The following is a 24,465-nucleotide window of genomic DNA, read 5'->3' as shown; positions in this document are numbered from 1 at the left end:
CGGCAGGCCCGGCAGGCCCGGCAGGCCCGGCAGGCCCGGCAGGCCCGGCAGGCCCGGCAGGCCCGGCAGGCCCGGCGTGCCTGCCCGGCCCGGCACGCCCGGCGGCAGCCCAGGCTGGACAGGGCGACAGGTTGCCGAGCGGGGGAGTGGCAGATGCGGGAGTTGACGCTGGGGCACGACGGCTATTGACCGGCCGGCGCGGGCGTGTCTAGTGTGTGCGCGTTCACACATCTGACATCGATGTGTCAGCGCGCGGAAATGTGTGCACGTGCACACACGGCCAGAAGGACCTCCATGATCCGGCTCGGGTGCGATTACAACTACGAACAGTGGCCGGCGGATGTGTGGCGCGAGGATATGGCGCTCATGCGTACCGCGGGCATAGATCTTGTGGCTATCAATGTTTTTGGCTGGTCGAGCGTTCAGCCGCGGCCTGGCGATTTTGACTTCACCGCGCTCGACGAGATCGTGGGGCTGCTGCACGACAACGGGATCAAGATCAATATGGGTACGGGCACCGCGTCGCCGCCGCCCTGGTTGACGCATCGCCATCCTGAGGTGTTGCCGGTGACCGCGGACGGGACGACGCGGTTCCCGGGTGGGCGGCAGGCCTGGTGCCCGAGTTCGCCGGTGTTCCGCGAGCACGCGCTGAGCCTGGTCGAGCAGCTGGCCCGCCGCTACGGCAGCCATCCGGCTGTCGACCTGTGGCACATCTCGAACGAGCTGGGCTGCCACAACGCACTCTGCTACTGCGAGGATTCCGCGGCGGCGTTCCGGGAGTGGTTGTCGCAGAAGTACGGCACCGTCGAGAAGCTCAACGAAGCGTGGGGGACCGCGTTCTGGAGCCAGCGGTACAGCGACTTCGCCGAGGTCGGGCCGCCGAGGCTGACGCTATCCGCGCGGAACCCGGCGCAGCTCGTCGACTTTCAGCGGTTCTCCTCCGATGCGCTGCTGGACCACTACCGCGCCGAGGCCGGGGTGCTGCGCCGCCACTCCACCGTGCCGGTCACCACGAACTTCATGGTCACCGCGCACATCCGGAACCTGGACTACTGGTCGTGGGCGCCCGAGATGGACGTGATCGCCAACGACCACTACCTCGATCACCGGCTCGGGGACCCGGTCGCGGAGCTGTCGTTCGCCGCCGATCTGACCCGCGGGCTGGCGAAGGGGCGGCCGTGGATGCTGATGGAGCAGGCGACGAGCGCGGTCAACTGGCAGCCGTACAACGTGGCCAAGGAGCCGGGGCAGCTGCTGCGCAACTCGCTGACCCATGTGGCCCGCGGTGCCGACGCGCTCTGCTTCTTCCAGTGGCGGGCGTCGGCACAGGGCACCGAGAAGTTCCACTCCGCGATCGTGCCGCACGCCGGGACGGACACCGATCTGTGGCGTGAGGTGCTGGAACTGTCGGCCACCGTGGACCGGCTCGCCGACGTCGCCGGGACGACCGTCGAGGCGGACACCGCGCTGATCTTCAGCTGGGAATCCTGGTGGGCGACCGACACGGAGGCACGCCCGTCACAGGACGTCACGTACCTCGATCAGGTGCACACCGCGTACCGTGGCCTGCGCGATCTGGGTGTGACCACCGACGTGGTCGCGCCGGGCGCCGACCTCAGCCGCTATCGCACCGTCGTTGTGCCGTGCCTGCACATGGTCTCCGACGCCGAGGCGACCGCCATCACCGACTTCGTGCGGGCGGGCGGCAACGCGGTCGTCACGTTCTACAGCGGGATCGTCGATCAGGACGACCGGGTCCGGCTCGGCGGTTACCCCGGTGCGTTCCGGGAGCTGCTCGGCGTGGTCACCGAGGAGTTCCAGCCGCTCCTGCCCGGGCAGGAGATTCCCCTGCACGGCGGGGGCAAGGCCACCGTCTGGACCGAGCGCTTACGACTCACGACAGCCGAGCCCCTCCTCGCGTACGCCCAGAGTCCGCTGAAAGACGTCCCCGCCGTAACCAGAAACTCGTACGGCGCGGGCCGGGCCTGGTATGTCGCCACCCACCTCGACCCCGCCGACCTGCGCACGGTCCTGCGCGACGCCGTCGGGGCCACGGCCGAGGCGGGCGAGCTCGAAATCGTCCGGCGCGGGCCGTTCCGCTTCGTCATCAACCACGGCGCCAAGCCGGTCGAGCACCCGGTCACCGGTCACGAGCTCGTCACCGGCGAGCCCGTCGACGGGTCGCTGCTCGTGCCCGCCGGCGCCGTACGCGTCATCCGGCTCGGGGAAGTCGCATGAAGAGTCTCGGGGAAGTGTCATGAAGAACAGAGCCGTACCCATATTCGTCGTGCCCTTCGGGGCGCTCTTCATCGCGTTCTACCTGGTGCCGATCGGGTACGCGATCGTCCAGTCGCTCTACAAGGTCGAGCGCAGCGGCACGTTCGGGCCGGTCCGCGAGGTCTTCGGCGGTCTCGACCAGTACCAGCGGGTGTTCCAGGACGGCCCGTTCTGGGCGTCGCTCGGCCGGGTCGCCGCGTTCGGTGTGGTGCAGGTGCCCGTGATGCTCGGGGTCGCGCTGATCCTGGCGCTGCTGCTCGACTCCGGCCTCGTCAAGGGGCGACGCTTCTTCCGCCTCGCGTTCTTCGTTCCGTATGCGATCCCGGGTGTCATCGCGGCGATCATGTGGGGCTTCCTCTACTCGCCGAACCTGTCCCCGCTCAAGCCGGTCACCGGCGCGATCGACTTCCTCTCCGCCGACCTCGTGCTCTGGTCCATGGCGAACGTCGTGACCTGGGTCTACGTCGGCTACAACATGCTGATCATCTACTCGGCGCTGCTCGCCGTCCCGACCGAGGTCTACGAGGCGGCCCGGATGGACGGCGCCGGGCAGTTCCGGATCGCGTGGTCCATCAAGATCCCGCTGGTGCTGCCGGCGATCGTGCTGACCACGGTCTTCTCCATCATCGGCACCCTGCAGCTGCTCGCCGAGCCGCAGGTGTTCCGCAGCTTCAGCTCGGCGGTCACCAGCACGTACACGCCGAACCTGACCGTCTACTCCACCTCGTCGATCCCCAACTTCAACCTGGCCGCGGCGTTCTCGGTGGTGCTGGCCCTGACGACGTTCGTCCTCTCGTTCGCCTTCCTCAGGGCGACCCAGCGCCGGAGCGCCGAGCAGTGAAAAGTCGCGTCGGCGTCATGGCCGTCATGGGTCTGTGCACGATCTACTTCCTCGCCCCGATCTGGTGGCTGTTCGTCGGGGCCACCAAGAACAACGACCAGTTCACGGGTACGGCGCCCATGTGGTTCGCCGATTTCCATCTGGTCGACAACATCCGCGAGCTGGTGACGTATCGCGACGGCGTGTTCCTGCGCTGGATGCTCAACAGCATCGCGTACACCGGCGGAGCTGCCCTGCTCGGCACGGTGCTGGCAGCGATGTGCGGTTATGCGCTGGCCAAGTACCGGTTCCGCGGCCGGGAGCTGCTCTTCAACATCGTGCTCAGCGGGGTGCTCGTCCCGGCCACCGCGCTCGCACTGCCGCTCTTCCTCATCTTCAGCAAGGCGGGCGCGGCGAACACGTTCTGGGCGGTCTTCCTGCCCAGCCTCGTCAACCCGTTCGGCGTCTACCTGGCGCGGATCTACGCGGCGGCGAGCGTACCCGAGGAATTGCTGGAAGCGGCCCGCATAGATGGCTCCGGCGAGGTCCGGACGTTCTTCACGGTCTCGTCCCGGCTCATGTTCCCGGCCCTCGTCACCATTTTCCTCTTCCATTTCGTCGCGGTCTGGAACAACTTCCTGCTCCCGCTGATCATGCTCAGCGACGAGCGGCTGTTCCCGGTCACGCTCGGCCTCTACACCTGGAACACCCAGGTCAACCAGGTCCCCGAGCTCCGCGGCCTGGTGATCGTCGGCGCCCTGCTCTCGATCACCCCGCTCGTGGTCGCATTCCTTCTCCTCCAACGCTTCTGGCGCAACGGTCTCGGCGCCGGAGCTGTCAAATGAAAGGTGTATCCGTGCGTCGTCTACTCGCCTCGTTAATTGTTCCGGCCCTCTTCCTCACCGCCTGCTCGTCCACCGATTCCGATTCCGGCACCGACGCGTCTGCCGCGGCCTGCGCCCCGTCGTCCGCCGGCCCGGTCACACTGACCTACACGTCGTGGATCCCCGGGATCGAGGACGTCGTCAAGGTCTGGAACGCCAAGAACCCGAACATCCAGGTCAAGGTGCAGACCGGCCCGAACGGCAACGGCGGCACGTACCAGAACTTCTTCAACCAGCTCAAGGCCGGCAACGCCCCCGACCTGGGCCAGATCGAATACGACGCGCTGCCCAGCTTCCGGGTGCAGGACGGCCTGGTCGACGTCGGTGCCTGCGACAACGTGGCCAAGGCGAAGGACCAGTTCATCCCCTGGACGTGGAACCAGGTCAGCTTCGGCGACGCCAAGGGCGCCTGGGGCGTACCCCAGGATGCCGGTCCCATGGCGCTGTTCTACCGCGCCGACCTGTTCGAGAAGAACGGCATCGCGATCCCGACCACCTGGGACGAGTACGCCGCCGCGGCCGAGAAGGTCCGCGCCGCGGGCGGCTACATCACCAACTTCTCGCAGAGCGACATCAACCAGTTCGCCGGCCTCACCTGGCAGGCCGGCGGCCGCTGGTTCGCCAACGACGGCCAGAACTGGACGGTGAACCTCACCGACGACAAGACGAAGAAGGTTGCCGACTACTGGCAGAACCTGATCAGCAAGAAGCTCGTCTCGACCGTCCCGCCGTGGACCACCGAATGGGACAACGCCTACAACTCCAGCTCGGCCTGGACCTGGGTCTCCGCCGTCTGGGGCGCCAACTCCATCGCGAGCGGCGCGCCGAAGACCGCCGGCAAATGGCGCGTCGCCCCGATGCCGCAGTGGTCGGCGGGCGAGAAGTCCGCGGGCAACTGGGGAGGCTCGTCGACGGCGGTCTTCAAGGGCTCGAAGCACCCGTACGAGGCCGCGCAGTTCGCCCTCTGGCTCAACACGGACCAGGAAGCCCTCACCCTGCTCAACGAGAAGGCCAACCTCTACCCGGCCACGACCGCCGGCACGACGCTCCCGGCGCTGTCGAAGGGCGTCGCGTTCTACGGCGACCAGAAGATCTACGAGGTCTTCGCGCAGGCCTCCACCGAGGTCGCCCCCGACTTCACCTGGGGCCCGACCATGACCGCCACCTACGCCAACGCCTCGGACGGCTTCAAGGCCGCGGTGTCGGGCAAGGGCTCCCTCACCGAGGCACTCACGGCCGCCCAGGCCTCCACCATCCAGACCCTGAAGTCGCAGGCCATCCCCGTCAAGGAATAGCTCCTGCGCAACCGGCGGCCCGGCTCACTCCCCGGGCCGCCGGTGCAGCAACTCGCGCAACTCGCCTGTCAGCCGGCGCACCCGCTTATTCTCAGCGGCGGTCCGCTCGGCGTCAGGCCGGACGATGATGAAGTCACCGAAGTTGCGGCCACCGGAGTAGAGCTGGTCGAAGGCGAGACCGGCATACTTCAGCACCTCAGCCGGGTCGTCGTCGGTCTCCAGAATGTCGACCACCTGGCGCAACCGGTCGTACCAGGCCATCCGAAAGCCCCGCTCCGCCTCGCGCAGAACCAGCTCCCGCAGCTCAATCGCGATCGGCACAGCAACAGCTATGCGTTCCCGTGGTTCGAGTGGCGTCGTCATGGCAGGGGTGTGCTTCCGACCACGACGCCGCCGTTCCATGGTGACTCGATGTAGATCTGGTTGCCGCCGCCCACGTGCACCCCACCCATGGAGCCCACCGGCCCGACGTAGACCTTGGTTCCCGCTGGAATTCTGACCGCGAAGACCGAGTCGATCGGCGAGGCACCGTTCCAGCTCCCGTCAGCGTTGAGCCACTGGGGCTTGACTGCCGTGTCGATACGCACCTCCGCCACGCTCTGCGGCGGCTCGGTGGTGAACCACCGGCCGAACCCGTTACCTGTGCTGTCGCCGCCGCGATACAGAATACGGTCCTCGGCCAGGGTTACCTCGTCGTACCGGCCGCCGGCGAAGTTCGCCGCGGGAGGAGCATCGCCCTCGGCCAGAGGCCCAGGGTTCTCCACCATGTTGAACTCGTAGTCCTCGGGCTTCTTGGGCCCAAGGGGATCCTTGACCGGCTTGGGGGATACCGGGTCGGACTTCGCCAGCCGGCGCAGCAGATCGCGCAAGCCGGTGATGCCCTCGCCCAGCTTGTCGAGCATCGGGGACAACCGGCGCAGACTGCCGAGCAACGCCCGCACGAAATGCTGGATCTTGTTGACCCACTTCGCGACCAGTGCCGCTACCTGACCGACCACGACCGGTGTGGCGAGCCCGAGGGTGATGCCCTCCTCGGCCAGCCACTGCGGCAGCCTGGCGGCGAGCGTGCCGACAAAGTCGGCGATGAGATCCCGCACGATTCCGCGGACCAGGCCGACCAGAAGCCCGGCGCCTTCGACCGCGTACGAGATGCCCGACGCGGCGGTCGAGATGCCGTCGAGGGCCGAGAGATGAGCTTCGGCATGACCTCGGTACGCGTCGGCGGACGATCCGAACCACCCGGACACCTCCGTACGCAGCCGAGCGGCGAAATCCGACTGGGCCCGCGCCGTGAAAGTGGCGACGTTCTTCCACGTGGCGGCGTGCGCGGCGATCTCGTCGGCGTTGCCGGCCAGCCAGTCCAGCGCCTCCTTGAGCGGCTTGACATGCTCCATCAGCCACGACACACCCCAGGAGACCAACGTGCCGAGTGGGTCGACAACCATCGAGAGGATGTCGAGCGACGCGCCCACCCCGCCGAGCGTGCCGTCCACCCAGCTGTTGCTGTGGATTCCGTCGGCGACCTGGTGAACGTCGTCGACCAGACCGAGCCCGGTCGACCAGGTTGTGGAGTCCTGCGGGGCTACGACCAGCGCGTTGTCGCTCACAGTGGCAGCTCGATCGCGGGCGTCGCAGCGGAACCCGCGGCCCGGACCCGGATCGCGGTGCCCTGATCGGTGCTCTCGGTCTCGTCGGCGGCGGCACGCAACTTCGTGGCGGTCTCCTGCAGCGCGTCCGCACTCTCGTTCATCGCCTCGAGGGCGAGTCCGAACAGCGGCGAGAGCAGACCGGGCAGGAACTGGCACAACTGGCCGTACGCCCCGGTGTCCATGCTCACCTCGTGGACCGCGCTCCGTGCGGTCTCCACGTCCCCGGCTACCCGATCGACCGTCCCGGCATGCGTCCGCACCTCATCCACCGGAAACCGCACACTCTCGCCACTCATCGCCGACCGCCCCCCGATCCCCCGCAGACCGAGCACCCACGGTAAACGATCATGATTGGGCAGGCCACCCGCGTCCCGCTGCCGCCATGAATGCCTGTCTGGCGGCTACTTCATTGATCGCGAAACTTCGATATGTTGTGGGGACGTCACTCTCCGGAGGGGGTTCGATGACCGAGCACCGTGCGCCTGTGGATTTTCCGTTGCCGCCGCCGGGGTCGATTTTTCATCCGGGGGTTGAGCTCGCCGAGTTGCAGCGGGATCGGCCGGTGGCGGAGTTCCGGCTGGCTGATGGGTCGACCGGGTGGTTGGTGACGCGGTACGAGGATGTGCGGACCGTGCTGGTTGATCCGCGGTTCAGCCGGGCTGAGGCGAACAAGCCGGGCGTGCCCGATCCGGGGCTCGGGCAGGCGACCACCGACTCTATTCTTGGCATGGATCCGCCGGAGCACACGCGGCTGCGGCGGCTGGTGGCCGGGGCGTTCACCGTGCGGCGGGTGGAGGCGTTGCGGCCTCGGGTGGTGGAGATGGTTGACGAGTTGATCGATCGGCTGGTGAAGCTGGGGCAGCCCGCGGATCTGGTGGAGAATTTCTCTCTTCCGCTGCCTGTTCGGGTTATCTGCGAGCTGCTCGGGGTGCCGGCGGAGGATCGGCACGAGTTCCACGGCTGGTCCGATGTCGTGCTGAGCGATTCGACGGCGAAACCGGAGGAGATTCAGGCCGGGTTCGGGCACCTGTCGGCGTACTTTCAGAAGTTGATCGCGGTGAAGCGGGAGCGGCCCGCCGATGATCTGATGACCGCGTTGATCGCCGCCCGCGACGACCGGGACCGGCTCTCCGAGAGTGAGCTGGTGCGGCTGTGCCTGACCGTGCTGATCGCCGGGCATGAGACCACGGCAAACCAGATCAACATGTTTCTGCTTACCCTGCACCAGTTCCCGGACCAGCTGGCCCGGCTGCAGGAGCGACCGGAGAGCATCCCGCAGGCGGTCGAGGAGCTGATGCGGTTCGTGCAGCTCGGCGCGGGCGGCGTCGGCCTGATCCGGGTGGCGACCGAGGAGGTCGAACTGAGCGGCGTACGCCTGCCCGCAGGCTCCGCCATCCTGCCGGTGACCGCTATTGCCAACCGGGACCCCGCGCTGGTGTCCGATCCTGATCGTTTGGACGTGCTGCGGTCGAACGGCGCGCATCTCGGCTTCGGCGCGGGCGTCCACCATTGTCTCGGTGCGCAGCTGGCGCGCATGGAGTTGCAGGAGGCGTTGCGCGGGCTGCTCGGCAGGCTCCCTTCGCTGCGGATCGACGTGCCGGTCGACGAGCTCCACTTCAAGGAAGGCATGATCGTACGGAGCCTGCACGCGCTCCCCGTTCGTTGGTGAGGCTACGATCCCGGCGGTTTTCTCACCGTCCGAGGAGCGTCCACAGTAATGTCCTATGTAGTCTCCCGTCGCTGCGCCGCCGTAGTCGACTCGGCCTGGTTCAATCTCGCGGGCTTCGCCGTGATCGTGGTCAACGCCCTGCTGCTGGGCCTGGAAACCTACGACGGCGTGGTCGGCGCAGCCGGGTCTTTGCTTCAGCTGATTGAGCGTTTCTGCATAGTTCTGTTCGCGGTGGAGCTGCTGGTGCGCTTCGGTGCGCAGCTCGCCACCCCGGGCCGGTTCTTCCGGGACGGCTGGAATCTGTTCGACCTGGCGATCGTCGTGGCGCCGCTGCTGCCGGGCGTGCGCGAGAACGTCACGATCCTGCGGCTGCTGCGGCTGGCGCGCATCCTGCGTACGTTCCGGCTCTTCCCGAGCCTGCGGGTCATCCTGGTCGGCATCCGCAAGGCCCTGCCGGGTCTCGGCAGCTTCGTCCTGATCACGGTCCTGGTCATCTACGGGTACGCGATGCTGGGCTGGATGATGTTCGCGGACGCCTACCCGCAGCGCTACGGCACGGTCGGCCAGGCGATGCTGACGCTGTTCCTGCTGCTGTCACTGGACGGGATCACCGACACGCTGGAGGCCGGGCGCGAAGTCAGTGACTGGGCTGTCCTATACTACGTGTCCTATATGGTCGCCGCCTGCTATCTGCTGACCAATTTGCTTGTCGGACTGGTACTCACCGCCCTGCAGGAGGCGCACGAGGCTGAGCGATCCGGCGTGAAGGTCGCGCACGAGGGTGAGCGATCCGGTGTGCAGGTTGTGCACGAGGGTGGGCGATCTGGTGTGCAGGTCGCGCATGAGGGTGAGCGATCTGGTGTGCGGGTTGTGCACGAGAGTGAGCGATCCGGTGTGGGAGTCGCTGAAGGGGCTGCGCGGTTCGGTTCGGATGGTGCGCCTGAGGGTGAGCGGTTCGGTTCGGGTGCCGGGCGGGGGAGTGAGCGGTTCGGTTCGGATGTGCAGTATGAGTTCGGGCGCGCGCATGTGAATTCGGGGTTGGGGCCGAGCGGAGTGCGCGAGGTTGACCGGGCCGGGTTGAGTGTTGCCGGAGCGGGTGTCGCCGCGCCAGGGGTCGCTCTGTCAGGAGTCGTTCTGTCGGGGGTCGCGGTGCCGGCCGATGTCGCGTTGCCGGTTCGGCATCACATTGCCGAGCTTCGGGCCTCGCTCGACGCATTGGAGCAGCGGCTGGGCCAGGCAGAGGTTGAGCCGGAACGTATCTGAGCCGGACGGGCGACCGGGCCGCAATCCTGACCCGGGTCGGGCCTGGCCGTGACCGTGGCGTTGACTGGGTCGGGCCCCCTACCTGGGTCGGGGCCGAGCCTGGACAGACGCCGTGAGTAGTGACCATGAAAGAGCCGAATCCGTGGTCAGGCTGGGCCGTGACAAGACCGGGCCGTGGTCAGACCGGGCCGTGGTCAGACCGGGCCGTGACAAGAGGGGGCCGTGACAAGAGGGGGCCGTGTCCAGAGCGGGCCGTGTCCAGACCGGGGTCAGGCCGGAACCAGGGCCAGGGCTAGGGCCAGGGCCAGGGCCAGGGCCAGGGCCAGGATCGGGGCCACGGGCGGGATCGGGGGCACGGGCGGATCGGGGGCAGGACCAGGGCGGAGGCACCGGGGCCGAAAGGCCGGGACCGAGGCAGGGGCTGGTTTGGGTTAGCTTGCCGGGCTGAGCGCGGTGAGGGGCCGGGCTCGATCGCGGTGTCATAGCAAGGGCGACTGTCGGTAACACTTCCGTTGACTCGTGGTAACACATCGAGAATAATCACTGCCGTTGTTGTTAACGCTCACAACGGGAGGACACGGATGTCCCATGCCCGGCTGCTGATGACGGCGGCGACGGCGGTGCTGGTGGCCGTCGCGTTGACGGGTGCCGCCCCGGTTCAGGCTCGTGCGGTGGAAGCTGATTACACGATCACGGTGGATCCGCGGGCCAAGGGGCCCGCGATCAGTGATGACATGTATGGCGTCTTCTTCGAGGACATCAACTATGCGGCCGATGGCGGGTTGTACGCCGAGCTTGTGCGCAATCGCTCGTTTGAGTTTCTGCCCGCGGACAACGGGTCGTACAACGGGCTGACCGCCTGGACGCCCACAGCGGACAGTGGGGGCAGCGGGTCGGCGACGACGGTGAACGATGATGCGCGTTTGAATGAGCGTAATCGGACGTACCTCAAGCTTGATCTGACCGGAGTGGCCGGTGGACGGTACGGCGTGACGAATGCCGGGTACAACACCGGATTCGCGGTCAAGGCCGGTGCGCGTTACGACTTCTCCGTCTGGGCGCGTAGCGACAATCCCACCGGGACGGCGTTGACCGTCGGGCTTACCGGGGCGGCCGCGCGGACGCTCATCGTGCGCGGGGACAAGTGGCGGAAGTACAGCGTTTCGCTCAGCTCCGGGCGTACCGTTGATGATGGCAGGCTGTCCGTTCTTGCAGCCGGCGGCGGGACGCTGAGGCTTGATGAGGTTTCGCTCTTCCCGCGGGACACGTTCAAGGGGCGCGCGAACGGTTTGCGTAAGGATCTCGCGCAGAAGGTCGCGGCGCTCAATCCCGGCTTTGTGCGGTTCCCCGGTGGGTGCCTGGTCAATACCGGCAGCATGTACGGGTACGACGCGGCGAGTGGTTTCCCCCGTTCGCGTTCGTACCAGTGGAAGGACACCATCGGGCCGGTCGAGACGCGGGCGACGAACAGCAATTTCTGGGGTTATAACCAGTCCTACGGGCTCGGCTACTACGAGTACTTCCAGTTCGCGGAGGATGTCGGCGCGATGCCGCTGCCCGTGGTGCCGGCGCTGGTGACCGGGTGTGGGCAGAATCGCGCGACCGATGATCCCGCGCTGCTGCGGCGGCATATCCAGGACACGCTGGACCTTATCGAGTTCGCGAACGGGCCGGTCACCTCGACCTGGGGCAGGGTGCGCGCGAAAATGGGCCACCCTCGTCCGTTCGGGCTCACCTCGATCGCGGTCGGGAACGAGGAGAACCTGCCCGACGCCTACTGGGCCAATTTTGTGCAGTTCCGTGCGGCGATCGAGGCCGCGCATCCGGGCTTCACGGTGATCAGCAACTCGGGCCCGGATGACCAGGGGACCACCTTCGACAACCTGTGGGCGAAGAACCGCGCGGCCGGGGTGGCGATGGTGGATGAGCACTATTACAACAGCCCGAGCTGGTTCCTGCAGAACAACAACCGCTATGACACGTACGCCCGCAGCGGCCCGAAGGTCTTCCTGGGTGAATACGCCTCCCAGGACGCGAAACTGTTCAATTCGCTGTCCGAAGCGGCGTACATGACCGGCCTCGAGCGCAACGCCGACGTCGTGAAGATGGCGTCCTACGCCCCGCTGTTCGCGAACATCGACAATGTGCAGTGGCGCCCGGACATGATCTGGTTCGACAACGACGAGTCGTGGGGTTCGACCAGCTATCAGATGCAGAAGCTGTTCATGAACAACGTCGGCGACCGGGTCGTGCCGAGTACCGCCACCGGCGCGGTGGTGCAACCCCAGCCGATCACCGGCGCGATCGGGTTGTCCACATGGGCAACGTCGGCCCGCTACGACGATGTCCGGGTGACCCGTCCGGACGGCACGGTGCTGTACAGCGATGACTTCAACGACGGCGACGCCGACGGCTGGACGCCGGTGCAACCGCGCGGTTCGTGGTCCGTTGTCGACGGCGCCTATGTCCAAAGCGACACATCCGCGCAGGACACGATGGTCAAAGCGGCCACCATCGGCGAGACCGACTACGACCTGAGTGTCACGGCGACCAAATTCGCCGGAGCCGAGGGCTTCCTGGTGGCGTTCGGCGTGCAGGAGACCGGCCAGTTCTACTGGTGGAACCTCGGCGGCTGGAACAACACCCAGGGCGCTGTCGAGAAGGGTTTCACCAGCGCCAAGGAGCAACTGCTCACCAAACCCAACTCAGTGACCACGGGTACGCCGTACGACCTGCGCATCGAGGTTCGCGGCACGCACGTCCGGCTGGTCCTGAACGGCGAGGAATGGGGCAGCTTCGACGACGACAAGGTGACCGAGCCGTTCGCGCAGGTGGTCACGCGCGACGACCGTACCCGTGAACTGATTGTCAAGGTTGTCAACGCCCAGGACACGGCGGCGATCACGAAGGTGGACCTCGGCGGTCTGCGGGTCGCACCGGTCGGTGAGCAGACGGTTATCACCGGCGACCCGGGTGAACAGAACACGCGCACCGCCGAGCCGATCCAACCCGTGACCAGCACCGTGCGCGGGCTCGGGTCCACGTTCACCCGCACGTTCCCGCCGAACTCTGTCACCTTCCTGCGCCTGTCACTTCGTTAGGGGATCGCCATGACGCATCGCATAACCCGCCGCGGCCTCCTCAGCGGGGGCCTGGGTATCGCCGGAGTCGGTGTCCTGAAACTGCCCGTCGCCGCGAACCCGCCGCTGATCAGCCAGCGCGCGGACCCGTTCATCACCAGGCCGGTGGCCGGGCAGTACTACTTCACCGGTTCCGTCCCCGAGTACGACCGGATCATCGTCCGCGGCGCGCCCAGCATCGCGGGGCTCGGCGCGGCAACGGAATCCGTGGTGTGGCGCCGCCCCGGCTCCGGCCGGATGGGTGGGCACATCTGGGCGCCGGAACTGCATCGCATCGACGACAAGTGGTACATCTACTTCGCCGCCGGGGACAGCGATGACGTCTTCCGCGTACGCATGTATGTGCTGGAATCTGCTCTTGCCGACCCGCGCGACCCGGCGGGCTGGACCCTGCGCGGCCAGATCGCCACCGAATGGGACAGCTTCTCGCTGGACGCGACCACGTTCGCGCACCGCGGCCGCCGCTACCTGGTCTGGGCGCAGAGCGAACCGGAGATCGCGGTCAACTCGAGCCTCTACATCGCGGAGCTCAGCAACCCGTGGACCCTGCGCACCAAGCCGGTCCGCATCGCCACCCCGACGCGCAGCTGGGAGATCCAGGGCTACCGCGTCAACGAGGGGCCAGCGGTCATCGTACGCAACGGCAAGGTCTTCATCTCGTTCTCGGCCAGCGCCACCGATGCGCGTTACTGCATCGGCCTGATCTCGGCGAGCGCCACGGCGGACCTGCTCAAGAACGCGTCGTGGACCAAGACCCCGGACCCGATCTTCACCAGCAACCCCGCAACGGAACAGTACGGCCCCGGCCACAACTCGTTCACCGTCGGAGCGGACGGCGTCACCGACGTCCTCGTCTACCACGCCCGCGACTACCGCGACATCACCGGAGACCCCCTCTACGACCCCAACCGGCACACCCGCGTCCAGAAACTCACCTGGAACGCGGACGGCACCCCGCACTTCGGCATCCCCCAGGGTGGTGCCGGCCCGATCTAAGGTCTGCGTATGGCAAACCTCAGTCTGGCGGACGGCCGTACCCTCGAATATCTGGTAGCGGGTCCCGCGGACGGCATGCCCCTGGTTCTGCACAGCGGCACGCCGTCCGCGGCCCGGTTCCACGACCCGATGGTCGCCACCGCGACCAAGCACGGCCTGCGCACGATCGCGATCAGCCGCCCCGGCTACGCGGGATCAACGGCCCAGCCCGGCCGCACGGTCGGGTCGGCTGCGCTCGACGTCGCCGCCGTCCTCGACGCCATCGGCGCCTCGCAGTTCCTGACCGTCGGCTGGTCCGGCGGGGGCCCGCACGCCCTCGCCTGCGCGGCCCTGCTCCCGGAGCGCTGCCTCGGCGCCGCGACGGTCGCCGGCGTCGCCCCCTACACCGCGGCGGATCTCGACTGGCTCGCCGGCATGGGCGCGGAGAACATCGAGGAGTTCGGCGCGGCGGTGGCCGGATCAGTGCCGCTTGGCGACTACCTGACCGCGCAACTCCCCGCCCTGACCGACGTCACCGGCGACCAGGTCGCTGACTCGCTGGGCGACCTCATCTCCGACGTGGACCGCCGGGCGCTGACCGGTGACTTCGCCGATTTCATGGCAACGGCCTTCCGCGCCGCGGTCTCCACCGGCATCAACGGCTGGCGCGACGACGACCTGGCGTTCATCGAGGAATGGGGCTTCGACCTCACCGCCATCACCACCCCGGTGGCCGTCTGGCAGGGAGAACAGGACCGCATGGTTCCGTACGCCCACGGCCGCTGGCTCGCCACCCACGTCCCCGGAGCAACCGTCCACCTGGAGCCGGCCGAGGGCCATTTGTCGCTCATGCTCCTGGCCTTCGACGCCATCCTCGGCGAGCTGAAAGGCTGGGTCTCGAGCCGTTGACGTCCAGCCGGTTTCTTCTCGACCGCCTGCGGGGGGCGGGGATGCGCGATGTCGTCTCGGTGGAGCCGGTGACGGGTGGGCTGGCGGCGGTCGCGGGCATAGCGACCCGCCGGGATGCGCCATCGGTGTTCGTCAAGGCCTTCGCGGACGCACCGGACGACGGTGTCTTCGCCGCGGAGGCCGAAGGGCTGAAGGCTTTGCGGGAGCTCGGCGGCGTGGCGACACCCGACGTGATCCGGGCGGATCGGGACCTGCTCGTGTTGTCGGTGCTGGGACCCCGGCCGCCCAGTGAGAGCTTCTGGGAGCAGTTCGCGCATGAGCTGGCGCGGCTGCATCTGAGTACGGTCCACCCCCACTTCGGGTGGCACAGCGACAACTGGCTGGGCCGTCGGCGGCAGATCAATACGTGGGGTGAGGACGGGTTCGCGTTCTTCGCCGAGCATCGGTTGCTGCGGTGGCTCGGGGAGCCTCGCGTCGAGGCGGCACTCGACGCCGGTGACCGGGTGGCGCTGGAGCGGTTGTGCCGGCGTCTGCCCGAGCTGCTCCCGGATCGGCCGGCCTGCCTGACCCACGGTGACCTGTGGACCCAGAACGTCCTGGCCACCCCGGACGGCCGCCCGGCGCTGATCGATCCGGCGGTGTCGTACACGTGGGCCGAGGTCGATCTCGCTCACGTGTGGTCGACGTCGCCCCCGCCCGAGGCGCAGCGGTTCTTCGCCGTTTATGCCGAGCTGACGTCGCTCGACGCGGGCTGGCCGGCCCGGATGCCGATCGTTCAGCTGCGCCAGCACCTCGCGGTGCTGGCCCAGTTCGACGATGACTGGGGCGCGGCCGACCACATCCGGGCGACTCTTGCGCCGTTCCGGACGCCGGGCTGATTGGCGGGATTCCGTGGGAACGTGGCTCTCAGCGGCCTGTTCGCCGTGGATGTGGCGCTTCTAGGCTTCTCGCGCATTGTCGAATTCAGCGGGAAACGAGTGCCAGATGCTTCGCTATGTCATGCCGGTGGTCATCGGGGTCGTGTGGGTGGCGATCTTCTCGTTCGTCCCCGAACCGCATCGGCGCCGGATCAACGCGGTTGTTGTCGGGGGCGCCGGGGCGGCGTACATAAGTGGGGGCAGTTTCGGGTTTGGGGAACTTGCCTTCACCACGCTGATGACGGTCGTCGCCTATGTGGGGCTGCGGTCGTGGACGTTCATCGGGATCGGGTGGCTGCTGCACACGGTCTGGGACGTGCTGCATCATCGGCGTGGGGCGCCGCTGATCCCTTCGGTGCACGATTCGTCGTTCGGGTGCGCGTTGTGCGATCCGGTGATCGCCCTGTGGTGCTTCACGGGCGGGCGATCACCGTGGCGGAGACGTCAGGACCTGGATTTGGGGGTGTAGAGGGCGAGGGTTCCCTCTTTCATCCGCCAGATCTGCGTCCGGGTGTAGTCCTCGGTCAGCAGATCGCGCAGATCCGTACGCAATTCCAGCGGGTCGCCCTTGGCTTTGTTCGTGAAGAGCCAGAGGCGGGTGGCGGACTCGACGCGGTCGGGGGTGCCCGGCCATTCGGCGGCGTAGAGGCTGTCCACGTCGGCCGCGTCCTTGCGGATCAGGAGATCCTTCGGGGTGTACGGGGCGTCGGCCATGTAGTAGTAAACGCCGGGGCGCAGGATGCGGTTTCCGGGGGAGAAGAGCAGGCCGTCGCCCGGCTGCTGGCGCTTCTTGATGATTTTCGCAGCCGTACGGTAATCGGTGCCGTTCTTCACCGTCTTGCCGCGCACTTCCCACTGCGCCGGGTAGACCAGCGCGGCGATCAGGACAAGCACCGCCGCGATCCGGGCGTAACGACCCCAGGGGCGTGTCTCCGGCTGCGCGCCGGTCTGCGGCTGCACGCGCGTCTCAGGCTGCGCGCCGGTCTGCGGCTGCACGCGGGCCTCTGGCAGGGCGCGGACCAGGCCGACGCCGGCCAGGAGTACGGCGAACGGGAGGACGAACAGCACGTAGCGGGCCACCCAGAACGACGGGCCGTGCCACGAGACCAGGCACACCACGACGAGCGGAACGATCGCCGCGAGCGCGACCACCGCGACGTTGCGGGCGCGGACCCAGGCGGCCGTGACCGCGAGACCGATGATCAGCCAGGCGATCTCGGCCTGACCGGTGAGCCCGGTGGGCATGTAACGCACGGCCTTGACGGTCAGCGGCGGAACCCAGGTCAGCTGCGTGTCGTGCTGTCCCGAACCCATGATCACGATCGGCGCGATGCACGCCGCACCCACGGCGGCGGCTGCGGCCCACCACAGGAACAGTTTACGGCTCGACCAGGACTGCTCGGCCTTTTCCTTGTCCAGGTCGACCGGTGTCCGTTCGGGCTTCCAGACCCGCATCAGCACCACGAAGAAATGCGCGCCGACCGCCGTCAGGGCAATCAACTGCGCAACACCCAGACCCACAACAGATATGGCGTACGCGAGCCAGCGCACCCACCCGGGCTTGTCCAGCGCCATCAGAAGCAGGAGCAGGCTGAGCGCCGCAACGAAGACGGCGAACGCGTACGGGCGGGCCTCGGACGCGTACCGGGAAATGTTGGGAACGGAGCAGAGAATGAGCCCGCCCACGACCCCGGCCAGCGGGCTGAACAAGCGCCGGCCCAACTCCCCGGTCACCGCCGCCGCGGCAGCCATGGCCAGAATGGACGGCACCCGCACGGTGAGCACGGTCTGCCCGAAAACGGCGTCCCAGAAATGCAGGAACATGTAGTACGGACCGAACACACCGTCAACGTTGTTGATCAGATCCCAGATCTGCGGCACCGACCGCCGCGCCACATCAACACTCGCGATCTCATCCCAGCTCAGCACCGACCGCGTCGCACCGAGCAGACCGAGAACGAGCATCGTCAGGCCCGGAATGAGTGCGGGCAGCACACGTCGGACCGGGACAGCCCGGAGCGCTGAGATCATTCGCGGTAAACTACATCAGCTGCCGGACCGTTGTCGGGGCAGCCCCTCGCCGCCACCCGATCGAGCATCGCTCTCCGGCGGTACCCATGTTCTCCCTGTTACGGCCCTCGTGGCGCGCTTCGTGGGGTGCGGGTCTTTCGTCCTGTTTCGGGCGTGCTGGTGCACAGGTTCTTATGTTTTTCATAGAGATCGCCTGTGGGAACCCTTATTCACCGTCGGCAAGCTTGGAGCATCCGATCCCAGCCCCAGGATCCAGTGACAGGGATCCAGCTCCAGGGATCCAGCCCTAGGGATCCAGCTCAGGGATCCAGCCCTAGGGATCCAGCCCCATGATCCGATCGCCATGATCCGATCGCCAGAGGAGACGTTGTGAGCGACGAGAACACGCCGCGGGAAACACCGGCCCAGCATGGCGCCACGGCCCAGCCCAGCGTTCCGGTCGCCCCGGCCGGCGACGCGGCCACGCCCACGGAGCGCATTCCTGCCACCCCGGCAGCACACGACGCACCCACGGAACCGATCCCGCCGGACGCCGTGCCCGCCGCCAGCCCTGCCGCTCCCAGCCCTGCCGCTCCCAGCCCTGCCGCTCCCAGCCCTGCCGCTCCCAGCCCTGCCGCCGCCGGCCCGGGCGTTGGTCCGGCCGCGACTGCCGCTGGGACTGCCGCGCCTGCCGCTCAGACTGCCGCACCTGCTTCGGCAGTTGATGGCTCGGATGCTGCGCCTCATGGGGATGCCGCCCATGCCGCCGCGCCCGGTGGGTGGGCTGCGCCGGGTGGAGTCGCGTCGGGCGGGGGGCCTGGTTACGCGGGCGGTCCTGGTTATGCGGCAGGTCCTGGTTATGCGGCTGGTACGGGTGGTGGGCGGTGGGCTCGGGCGCGGCGTTCGCGGGTGCCGTTGTGGGTGGCTGGAGTGCTGCTGGTGGCGGGATGCCTGGTCGGGTGCGGTATCGCGGCGGTTGGTGCGGTTATCGGCCGGCATGACGGTGGTGGATCGCACCACAGGTTCGACCGGGACGGTGGGGACCGGAACGAGCGGTTCGGGCCGGGCGGGCGTGGGGACCGGGACGGCACCCGGGGTGACAACGGGGGCCGGCCCTTCACCGGTCCGGGCGGTATGAACCCCGGCCGTGGGCCTCGGGGCAACACCAACGGTGATCCCGCACCGAACGGGTCGGCGGCGCCTGCAGCCCCGCCCGCGCCCAACGCCTCGGCGGCCGTTCCCGGCGCACCGGTGCCGACCGCGTCGTCATGACGCGAGCGGCTCCGGCCGGTTCGTTCCAGCGCGGCCGGCCCCGGTCCCGCCTCGCGGCGACGCGGCCAGTATCGGGACCGCCTCGCGGCGACACGGCCGGGACCGCCTTACTGCGACGCGGCGGGTGCCGGGACGGTCTGGTCGTAACACGGGCGGCCGGTGACCGGACCGCATGGTCGCAACCCGGTTGGTCGTGATCCGGCTGGTCGTGATCCGGGCGGTGCCAGGGTCCGCTCGCAGAAGCGCGGCCGGTGCCGGGACAGGTGGGACGTGGTGCGGTCGGTGTACCGGGGCGGGTTCGGCGTGGAACTCTTGGGTGGGGGTGGTGGGCCGTGCGGGTGCTGGTGGTTGACGATGACGCGGCGGTGCGGGATTCGCTGGCTCGGACTTTGCGGTTCGAGGGGCATGAGGTGGAGACGGCGGGGGATGGGCGGGAGGCGTTGGAGCGGGTTCGGGGGCGGGAGCCTGACGCCGTGATCCTGGACGTGAGTATGCCGGTGCTGGATGGGCTTGAGACGTGCCGGGAGTTGCGGGGTGGCGGGGTTCTCGTGCCGATTTTGATGTTGACGGCGCGGGACAGTGTCGGGGACCGGGTGGCGGGGCTGGATGCCGGGGCCGATGACTATCTGGTGAAGCCGTTTGCGTTGCAGGAGTTGCAGGCGCGGTTGCGGGCGTTGCTGCGGCGGTCGTTGATCACGGCGGGGGCGCAGGAGACGGCGGTGGCGCCGGCGGGGGAGTTGCTCACGTTCGAGGATCTGCGGATGGATGCGGGGAGCCGGGAGGTGTGGCGGGGGGAGCGGGCGGTGCGGCTCACGCGTACGGAATTCGCCATTCTTGAGGTTTTTCTGCGGCATCCGCGGCAGGTGCTGTCGCGGGCGGCGCTGTTCGAGAACGTCTGGGGTTACGACTTCGGCGAGACGTCGAACAGCGTGCACGTCTACCTGGGGTATCTGCGGCGCAAGCTGGAGGAGGCGGGTGAGCCCCGGCTTCTGCACACCGTGCGCGGAGTGGGGTTCGTGCTGCGTAGCGAAGGGCCGTGAGAAGGGTGGGGACGTGGTGGGGGCGGCGTACGTTGCATGCCCGGTTGTCGTTGCTGGTGACCGGGGCGGTGGCGCTCGCCGTGCTGGTCGTCGCGGGGCTGGCGTGGGCGACCGTCGCGGAGATTCAGCATCGTCAGCTGCAGAACGATCTGACCTCCGATGCCACCACGATCGCCGCCGACCCGGCGCAATGGCTCGCCACGGGGCCCGTCGTGGAGGAGCACCGGGGTGGGCCTGGGCCGCCGCGACGGTTCCGGCGCGATGCCGGGCCGCGGTGGCAGATCCTTGATGCCCAGGGTGGCGTACGGAACAAAGCTGGCATTGCTCTTCCGGTGACCCCCGGGGCCCGGGAGGTCGCCGCCGGGCGCCGTGTCCGCGCCGAGGAGCAGGTCACCGTCGGGGCGGTCAGCTATCAGATGGTCACGGTGCCGATCGCCGGCGGGGGAGCGGTCCAGGTCGCCGTCAACCGCACCCCCGGGGACCGTACGCTCGTGGTGTTCGCCATCGCGCTGCTCGCCTGTTGCGCGGTCGGCATCGCCGGGGCAGCCGTGCTCGGCCGGACCGTGGCGCGGGCGGGTCTGCGGCCGGTGCAGCGGCTGACCGGCGCCGTCGAAGAGGTCGCGGTCACCATGGACCTGACCCGGCCCATCCCGATCAACGGTGCCGATGAGATCGCGCGGCTGGCCGGCTCGGTCAACACCTTGCTGACGGCGATCGACACCGCCCGGACCGCTCAGCGCACGCTGGTCGAGGACGCGGGGCATGAGCTGCGGACGCCGCTGACCAGCATCCGTACGAACATCGAACTGCTCCTCGAGGTGGAACGTCACCCCGAGCTCGCCCATCGGCTGCCGCCCGAGGATCGCACGAAACTCCTGCACGACCTCGACGCCCAGGTGACCGAGCTGGCCACCCTCACCACCGAACTGGTCGAGCTGGCCCGCGACGAGACCACCCGCGAGGACGTCGAACCCGTCGACCTGACGGCGGTGACGCAGGCTGCCCTGACCCGGGTGCGCATCCGGGCGCCCGGGCTGACGTTCACGACCTCGCTGACGCCGTGCACGGTGCAGGGGCGCCCCGGCGAGCTGGAACGCATGATCCTGAACGTCCTCGACAACGCGGCGAAGTGGAGTCCGGCGGGCGCGACCGTCCACACCGGGCTGCGTACCGACGAGACGGGCCGCTGCGAACTCACCGTGACCGACACCGGCCCCGGCATCGCCGAAGCGGACCGCCCGCACATCTTCGACCGGTTCTACCGCGCGACGGCGGCCCGCTCGATGCCCGGCTCCGGCCTGGGGCTCGCCATCGTCGCGCAGACGGCGGAGCAGCACGGCGGCACCGTCCAGGTCGAGCCGAACGTCCCGCACGGCACCAGGGTCGTGATCCGGTTGCCTGCCACCGACGGGACAGGAGACGCTATATCCTGACCAAGTGGGACAAAAAGGATTGACGTCGGCCCAGGTCGCGGCGCGGGTGCGGGCGGGGGAGGTCAACGTCGCCGCGGGCCGGAGCAGGGGATACGGCGCGATTCTGCGTACCAACGTGTTCTCGTTCTTCAATGTCATTCTGTTTGTCATCGGGGCGGCGCTGCTGGCGCTGGGGCGGTATTCCGACGCGCTGATCAGTGTCGGACTGGGGCTGATCAACGCGCTGATCAGTGCCGGTCAGGAGATCCGGGCCAAGCGCAAGCTCGACGGGCTGCAACTGCTCGACCGCGCCTTCGTACGCGTGATCCGCGACGGCCGCGAGACCGAGGTCGCCCCGGAGCGGGTGGTACGCGGTGACGTGCTGCGCGTCCGCGCCGGTGACCAGATCGTCGTGGACGGCCCGCTGCTCGACGGGGAGCGGGTCGAGGCGGACGAGTCCCTGCTCACCGGGGAGTCGGACCCGGTGGCGAAGGCGGCCGGGGACGAGCTGCGCTCCGGCAGCCTGTGCGTCGCCGGGGACGGGTATCAGCTCGCCCGCGACATCGGCGGGCACAGTTATGCGGGGCGGTTGACCGCGGAGGCTCGGCGGGTGACGACGGACCGCACCCCGCTGCAGCGGCGGATCGAGTTCGTGGTCCGGCTGGTCATGGTGCTGACCGTGCTGATGAGCGGGGCGATCGTCGCGCAGGCGCTGCTCGAGGGGTTCAGCCTGCTGCGGGTCGTGCAGATCACCGCGGTGCTGTCGGGGCTCGTGCCGTACGGGTTGTTCTTCCTCATCGCCGTCGCGTACACCGCCGGGGCCGCCACGCTCGCCGGGCGGGGTGCGCTCGTGCAGCAGGTCAACGCTGTCGAGTCGGTCAGCAATGTGGACGTGGTCTGCACCGACAAGACCGGGACGCTGACCACCGGGCGGCTCACCCTCGACGGGATCGAACCGCTCGGTGGCATGGACCTGGCCGAGGTACGCACGACGCTGGGCGCGCTCGCCCGCACCGCGACCACCCCGAACCTCACCACTACCGCGCTGCTGGAGAGCCTGCCCGGCAACGCGTGGACGGTCAGCGACGAGGTGCCGTTCACGTCCTCGCTGCGCTGGTCCGGCGTGACCACCCGCACCGACACCTGGATCCTCGGCGCCCCCGACGCGCTCACGATCGGCGACCTCCACCAGCGGGTGGCCGCGCACGCGGATCAAGGGCTGCGGGTGCTGCTGCTGGCCCGTTCCAGCGGCGCGCTTCGTGACGATGCCGGGCATCCCGCGCTGCCTCACCTGGAACCGGTGGCGCTGGTCGCGCTCGCCGACGAGCTCCGGCCCGGGGTGGCGCACAGCATCGGACGGTTCCACGCCGACGGCGTGACGATCAAGGTCCTGTCGGGCGATGATCCACGTACGGTCGCAGCGCTGGCCGCCCGCGCCGGCCTCGACGACGGCGGGGGCCCGGTGAGCGGGGCGGGCCTGGACCACCTCGACGACGCGGCGTTCGACGCGCTGGTCGGCCGGACGACGGTGTTCGGCCGGGTCGCCCCCGAGCAGAAGGAACGGATCGTCGCGTCGCTGCGCCGCCAGGGCCACTACGTCGCGATGATCGGCGACGGCGTGAACGACGCCCGCGCGCTCAAGGGCGCCCAGGTCGGCGTCGCGATGCGCAGCGGCAGCGCGGTCACCAGGGACGTCGCCGACATCGTGCTGGTCGACGACTCGTTCGCCGCGCTGCTGCCGGCCCAACGCGAGGGGCGCCGGATCATCGCCGGCATCGGCATCTCCATGTACGTCTTCCTGGCCCGCGTCGCCACCCAGGGACTGGTCATCCTGGCGGTCAGCATGCTCGGCCTCGGGTTCCCGTACTCGCCGACGCAGGTGGGGCTGACGCTGCTGACGGTCGGCGTGCCGACGTTCTTCCTGACGGTGTGGGCCGAGCCGCTGCCCCCGGACAAGCGCCTGCTGACCAATCTGGCGCGCTTCGTGCTCCCGGTGGCGGTGGTGACGGCGGGGTTCGGTACGGCGATCTACGCGTACCTCTACGAGACGGTGAGCCAGGGGTTCAACGACAGCACACCGGCCGAGGTCATCAGCCGGTTCGAGCGTTACACCGGCCTGAGCTACACCGACACCGACTTCACCGCGGCGGCGGCGACGATCGGCGCGCAGACCGGCCTGTCGACGTTCTTCTGCCTGGCGTCGTTCGTGCTCATTCTCTTCCTGGCGCCGCCGCTGCCGCTGTTCGCGGCGTGGACCGCACCGGTGCGCGACCGGCGACCGGCCGCGCTGGTGGGCGTACTCATAGCGGTCTTTGTCGCTGTGCTCTTCGTCCCCGTGCTGTCGGACTATTTCGGGCTGACCGGCCCGGCCGGACCCGTTTTCGAGGTGGTGCTGCCGGCACTGGTGCTGTGGTTCGCCGCGCTCACGGCGGCTTTCCGCTTCCGGCTGCTGGAGAAGGTCCTGGGACTGGGTTAATTCACGGCCATGATGTGCCGGAGACGCTGGTGGGGAACGCCCGCGGCGGCGAGCTGCGCGGCGATCCGGGCCGAGGAGTGGTCCAGGAAGACGACGACGTGATGGTCGTCGCCGAGCGCGCACGCCGCGGTCAGCGTGCCGAGGTTGATGGGGTCGAGCTCGGAGACGTCGTGCAGGTCCAGGATCAGGCGCAGGGGGCGGACGTGCCGGACGGTGTGCACGAGGACCTGACGGAGCTCGACGGCGTCCTCCGGTCCGATGTGGCCGTGCGGGCGCAGCTTGACACTTCCGTCGGGACACGTCTCGACGTCAACTGGCGAGTCGGACATCGGCTGACCTTCCGTAACCCAGGGTTGGTGGAGTCGTAAGGATAAGGTCGCACGCCGATCACGTCGATCGATGCCGGAAGAATTCATCTTCGAGGTGGTGACTTTTCTGACCGGCGCCGACGTTGCCC

At 68.5% G+C, this 24,465-nt stretch carries 20 protein-coding genes; 15 read left to right on the top strand and 5 right to left on the bottom strand.

Features of this window, described 5'->3' with window-relative positions; genetic code table 11:
• The 5 genes from Ahu01nite_RS32170 to Ahu01nite_RS32150 form a co-directional block, all read left to right on the top strand.
• The coding region (locus tag Ahu01nite_RS32170; protein WP_203840448.1) for a hypothetical protein at nt 1–189 on the top strand (189 nt) is incomplete at its 5' end.
• Between the two features lie 105 nt (nt 190–294).
• The gene (locus tag Ahu01nite_RS32165; protein ID WP_203840447.1) at nt 295–2,238 is read left to right on the top strand and encodes a beta-galactosidase; all 1,944 of its coding nucleotides are present in this window, start codon (nt 295–297) and stop codon (nt 2,236–2,238) included.
• Nucleotides 2,239–2,257: 19 nt separating this feature from the next.
• On the top strand, nt 2,258–3,118 hold the full coding sequence (locus Ahu01nite_RS32160; protein ID WP_203840446.1) for a carbohydrate ABC transporter permease: 861 nt from the start codon (nt 2,258–2,260) through the stop codon (nt 3,116–3,118).
• Nucleotides 3,119–3,135: 17 nt separating this feature from the next.
• Nucleotides 3,136–3,942, top strand: coding sequence for a carbohydrate ABC transporter permease (locus Ahu01nite_RS32155; RefSeq protein ID WP_203840445.1), 807 nt, complete (start codon nt 3,136–3,138; stop codon nt 3,940–3,942).
• An 11-nt stretch (nt 3,943–3,953) separates the two neighbouring features.
• Complete coding sequence (locus Ahu01nite_RS32150) at nt 3,954–5,276, top strand: ABC transporter substrate-binding protein (RefSeq protein ID WP_203840444.1); 1,323 nt, start codon at nt 3,954–3,956, stop codon at nt 5,274–5,276.
• A 24-nt stretch (nt 5,277–5,300) separates the two neighbouring features.
• Here Ahu01nite_RS32150 and Ahu01nite_RS32145 read toward each other — a convergent pair whose 3' ends face one another.
• From Ahu01nite_RS32145 to Ahu01nite_RS32135, 3 genes are read right to left on the bottom strand one after another with little or no spacing between them, the layout of a single operon-like run.
• Nucleotides 5,301–5,639 (bottom strand): hypothetical protein, encoded by a 339-nt coding sequence (locus Ahu01nite_RS32145; RefSeq protein WP_203840443.1) that lies wholly within the window; start codon nt 5,637–5,639, stop codon nt 5,301–5,303.
• Nucleotides 5,636–6,883 (bottom strand): WXG100 family type VII secretion target, encoded by a 1,248-nt coding sequence (locus Ahu01nite_RS32140; RefSeq protein ID WP_203840442.1) that lies wholly within the window; start codon nt 6,881–6,883, stop codon nt 5,636–5,638. The genes Ahu01nite_RS32145 and Ahu01nite_RS32140 overlap by 4 nt, the downstream gene beginning before the upstream one ends.
• Nucleotides 6,880–7,194 carry a type VII secretion target gene (locus Ahu01nite_RS32135; protein ID WP_203840441.1) on the bottom strand — a complete coding sequence of 105 codons (315 nt, stop codon included), beginning with the start codon at nt 7,192–7,194 and terminating at the stop codon, nt 6,880–6,882. Before Ahu01nite_RS32135 ends, Ahu01nite_RS32140 begins: the two co-directional genes overlap by 4 nt.
• Before the next feature lie 194 nt (nt 7,195–7,388).
• Between Ahu01nite_RS32135 and Ahu01nite_RS32130 the strand changes: the two genes are divergently transcribed.
• The 7 genes from Ahu01nite_RS32130 to Ahu01nite_RS32100 all read left to right on the top strand — a co-directional run bounded on the left by Ahu01nite_RS32130 (nt 7,389) and on the right by Ahu01nite_RS32100 (nt 16,267).
• Nucleotides 7,389–8,594 (top strand): cytochrome P450, encoded by a 1,206-nt coding sequence (locus Ahu01nite_RS32130; RefSeq protein ID WP_203840440.1) that lies wholly within the window; start codon nt 7,389–7,391, stop codon nt 8,592–8,594.
• Nucleotides 8,595–8,642: 48 nt separating this feature from the next.
• A complete protein-coding gene (locus tag Ahu01nite_RS32125; protein ID WP_203840439.1) occupies nt 8,643–9,857 on the top strand; it encodes an ion transporter in 1,215 nt (404 codons plus the stop codon).
• 581 nt (nt 9,858–10,438) lie between these two features.
• Nucleotides 10,439–12,958 carry an alpha-L-arabinofuranosidase family protein gene (locus Ahu01nite_RS32120; RefSeq protein WP_203840438.1) on the top strand — a complete coding sequence of 840 codons (2,520 nt, stop codon included), beginning with the start codon at nt 10,439–10,441 and terminating at the stop codon, nt 12,956–12,958.
• Nucleotides 12,959–12,967: 9 nt separating this feature from the next.
• Nucleotides 12,968–13,993: a glycoside hydrolase family 43 protein gene (locus Ahu01nite_RS32115; RefSeq protein WP_203840437.1), complete on the top strand. Its 1,026-nt coding sequence runs from the start codon at nt 12,968–12,970 to the stop codon at nt 13,991–13,993.
• Between the two features lie 9 nt (nt 13,994–14,002).
• Entirely contained in the window at nt 14,003–14,881 is an 879-nt protein-coding gene (locus Ahu01nite_RS32110; protein WP_203840436.1) for an alpha/beta fold hydrolase, read from the top strand.
• Between the two features lie 41 nt (nt 14,882–14,922).
• Nucleotides 14,923–15,759, top strand: coding sequence for a fructosamine kinase family protein (locus Ahu01nite_RS32105; RefSeq protein WP_203840435.1), 837 nt, complete (start codon nt 14,923–14,925; stop codon nt 15,757–15,759).
• 106 nt (nt 15,760–15,865) lie between these two features.
• On the top strand, nt 15,866–16,267 hold the full coding sequence (locus tag Ahu01nite_RS32100; protein ID WP_203840434.1) for a DUF6010 family protein: 402 nt from the start codon (nt 15,866–15,868) through the stop codon (nt 16,265–16,267).
• Here Ahu01nite_RS32100 and Ahu01nite_RS32095 read toward each other — a convergent pair.
• Entirely contained in the window at nt 16,243–17,829 is a 1,587-nt protein-coding gene (locus Ahu01nite_RS32095) for a glycosyltransferase family 39 protein (protein ID WP_203840433.1), read from the bottom strand. The two genes, Ahu01nite_RS32100 and Ahu01nite_RS32095, sit on opposite strands and share 25 nt — an antisense overlap.
• A 1,583-nt stretch (nt 17,830–19,412) precedes the next feature.
• Between Ahu01nite_RS32095 and Ahu01nite_RS32090 the strand changes: the two genes are divergently transcribed.
• From Ahu01nite_RS32090 to Ahu01nite_RS32080, 3 genes are read left to right on the top strand one after another with little or no spacing between them, the layout of a single operon-like run.
• On the top strand, nt 19,413–20,120 hold the full coding sequence (locus Ahu01nite_RS32090; protein WP_203840432.1) for a response regulator transcription factor: 708 nt from the start codon (nt 19,413–19,415) through the stop codon (nt 20,118–20,120).
• Complete coding sequence (locus tag Ahu01nite_RS32085) at nt 20,117–21,553, top strand: sensor histidine kinase (RefSeq protein WP_239159310.1); 1,437 nt, start codon at nt 20,117–20,119, stop codon at nt 21,551–21,553. Before Ahu01nite_RS32090 ends, Ahu01nite_RS32085 begins: the two co-directional genes overlap by 4 nt.
• Before the next feature lie 4 nt (nt 21,554–21,557).
• Entirely contained in the window at nt 21,558–24,008 is a 2,451-nt protein-coding gene (locus Ahu01nite_RS32080; protein ID WP_203840431.1) for an HAD-IC family P-type ATPase, read from the top strand.
• Here Ahu01nite_RS32080 and Ahu01nite_RS32075 read toward each other — a convergent pair.
• Nucleotides 24,005–24,337, bottom strand: a complete 333-nt coding sequence (locus Ahu01nite_RS32075) for a hypothetical protein (RefSeq protein ID WP_203840430.1) — start codon at nt 24,335–24,337, stop codon at nt 24,005–24,007. The two genes, Ahu01nite_RS32080 and Ahu01nite_RS32075, sit on opposite strands and share 4 nt — an antisense overlap.
• Nucleotides 24,338–24,465: the final 128 nt, after the last annotated feature.

It is taken from the genome of Winogradskya humida (genome assembly GCF_016862215.1).
In the GTDB taxonomy this organism is placed as follows: Bacteria; Actinomycetota; Actinomycetes; order Mycobacteriales; family Micromonosporaceae; genus Actinoplanes; species Actinoplanes humidus.
This window is presented reverse-complemented; position numbering and strand designations above follow the sequence as displayed.

Coding starts and splice junctions, on each gene's coding strand:
- Ahu01nite_RS32145 (WP_203840443.1), bottom strand. CDS start 5,639: ATGACGACGCCACTCGAACCACGGGAACGCATAGCTGTTGCTGTGCCG.
- Ahu01nite_RS32160 (WP_203840446.1), top strand. CDS start 2,258: ATGAAGAACAGAGCCGTACCCATATTCGTCGTGCCCTTCGGGGCGCTC.
- Ahu01nite_RS32165 (WP_203840447.1), top strand. CDS start 295: ATGATCCGGCTCGGGTGCGATTACAACTACGAACAGTGGCCGGCGGAT.
- Ahu01nite_RS32125 (WP_203840439.1), top strand. CDS start 8,643: ATGTCCTATGTAGTCTCCCGTCGCTGCGCCGCCGTAGTCGACTCGGCC.
- Ahu01nite_RS32120 (WP_203840438.1), top strand. CDS start 10,439: ATGTCCCATGCCCGGCTGCTGATGACGGCGGCGACGGCGGTGCTGGTG.
- Ahu01nite_RS32105 (WP_203840435.1), top strand. CDS start 14,923: ATGCGCGATGTCGTCTCGGTGGAGCCGGTGACGGGTGGGCTGGCGGCG.
- Ahu01nite_RS32130 (WP_203840440.1), top strand. CDS start 7,389: ATGACCGAGCACCGTGCGCCTGTGGATTTTCCGTTGCCGCCGCCGGGG.
- Ahu01nite_RS32095 (WP_203840433.1), bottom strand. CDS start 17,829: ATGATCTCAGCGCTCCGGGCTGTCCCGGTCCGACGTGTGCTGCCCGCA.
- Ahu01nite_RS32075 (WP_203840430.1), bottom strand. CDS start 24,337: ATGTCCGACTCGCCAGTTGACGTCGAGACGTGTCCCGACGGAAGTGTC.
- Ahu01nite_RS32110 (WP_203840436.1), top strand. CDS start 14,003: ATGGCAAACCTCAGTCTGGCGGACGGCCGTACCCTCGAATATCTGGTA.
- Ahu01nite_RS32115 (WP_203840437.1), top strand. CDS start 12,968: ATGACGCATCGCATAACCCGCCGCGGCCTCCTCAGCGGGGGCCTGGGT.
- Ahu01nite_RS32100 (WP_203840434.1), top strand. CDS start 15,866: ATGCTTCGCTATGTCATGCCGGTGGTCATCGGGGTCGTGTGGGTGGCG.
- Ahu01nite_RS32155 (WP_203840445.1), top strand. CDS start 3,136: ATGGCCGTCATGGGTCTGTGCACGATCTACTTCCTCGCCCCGATCTGG.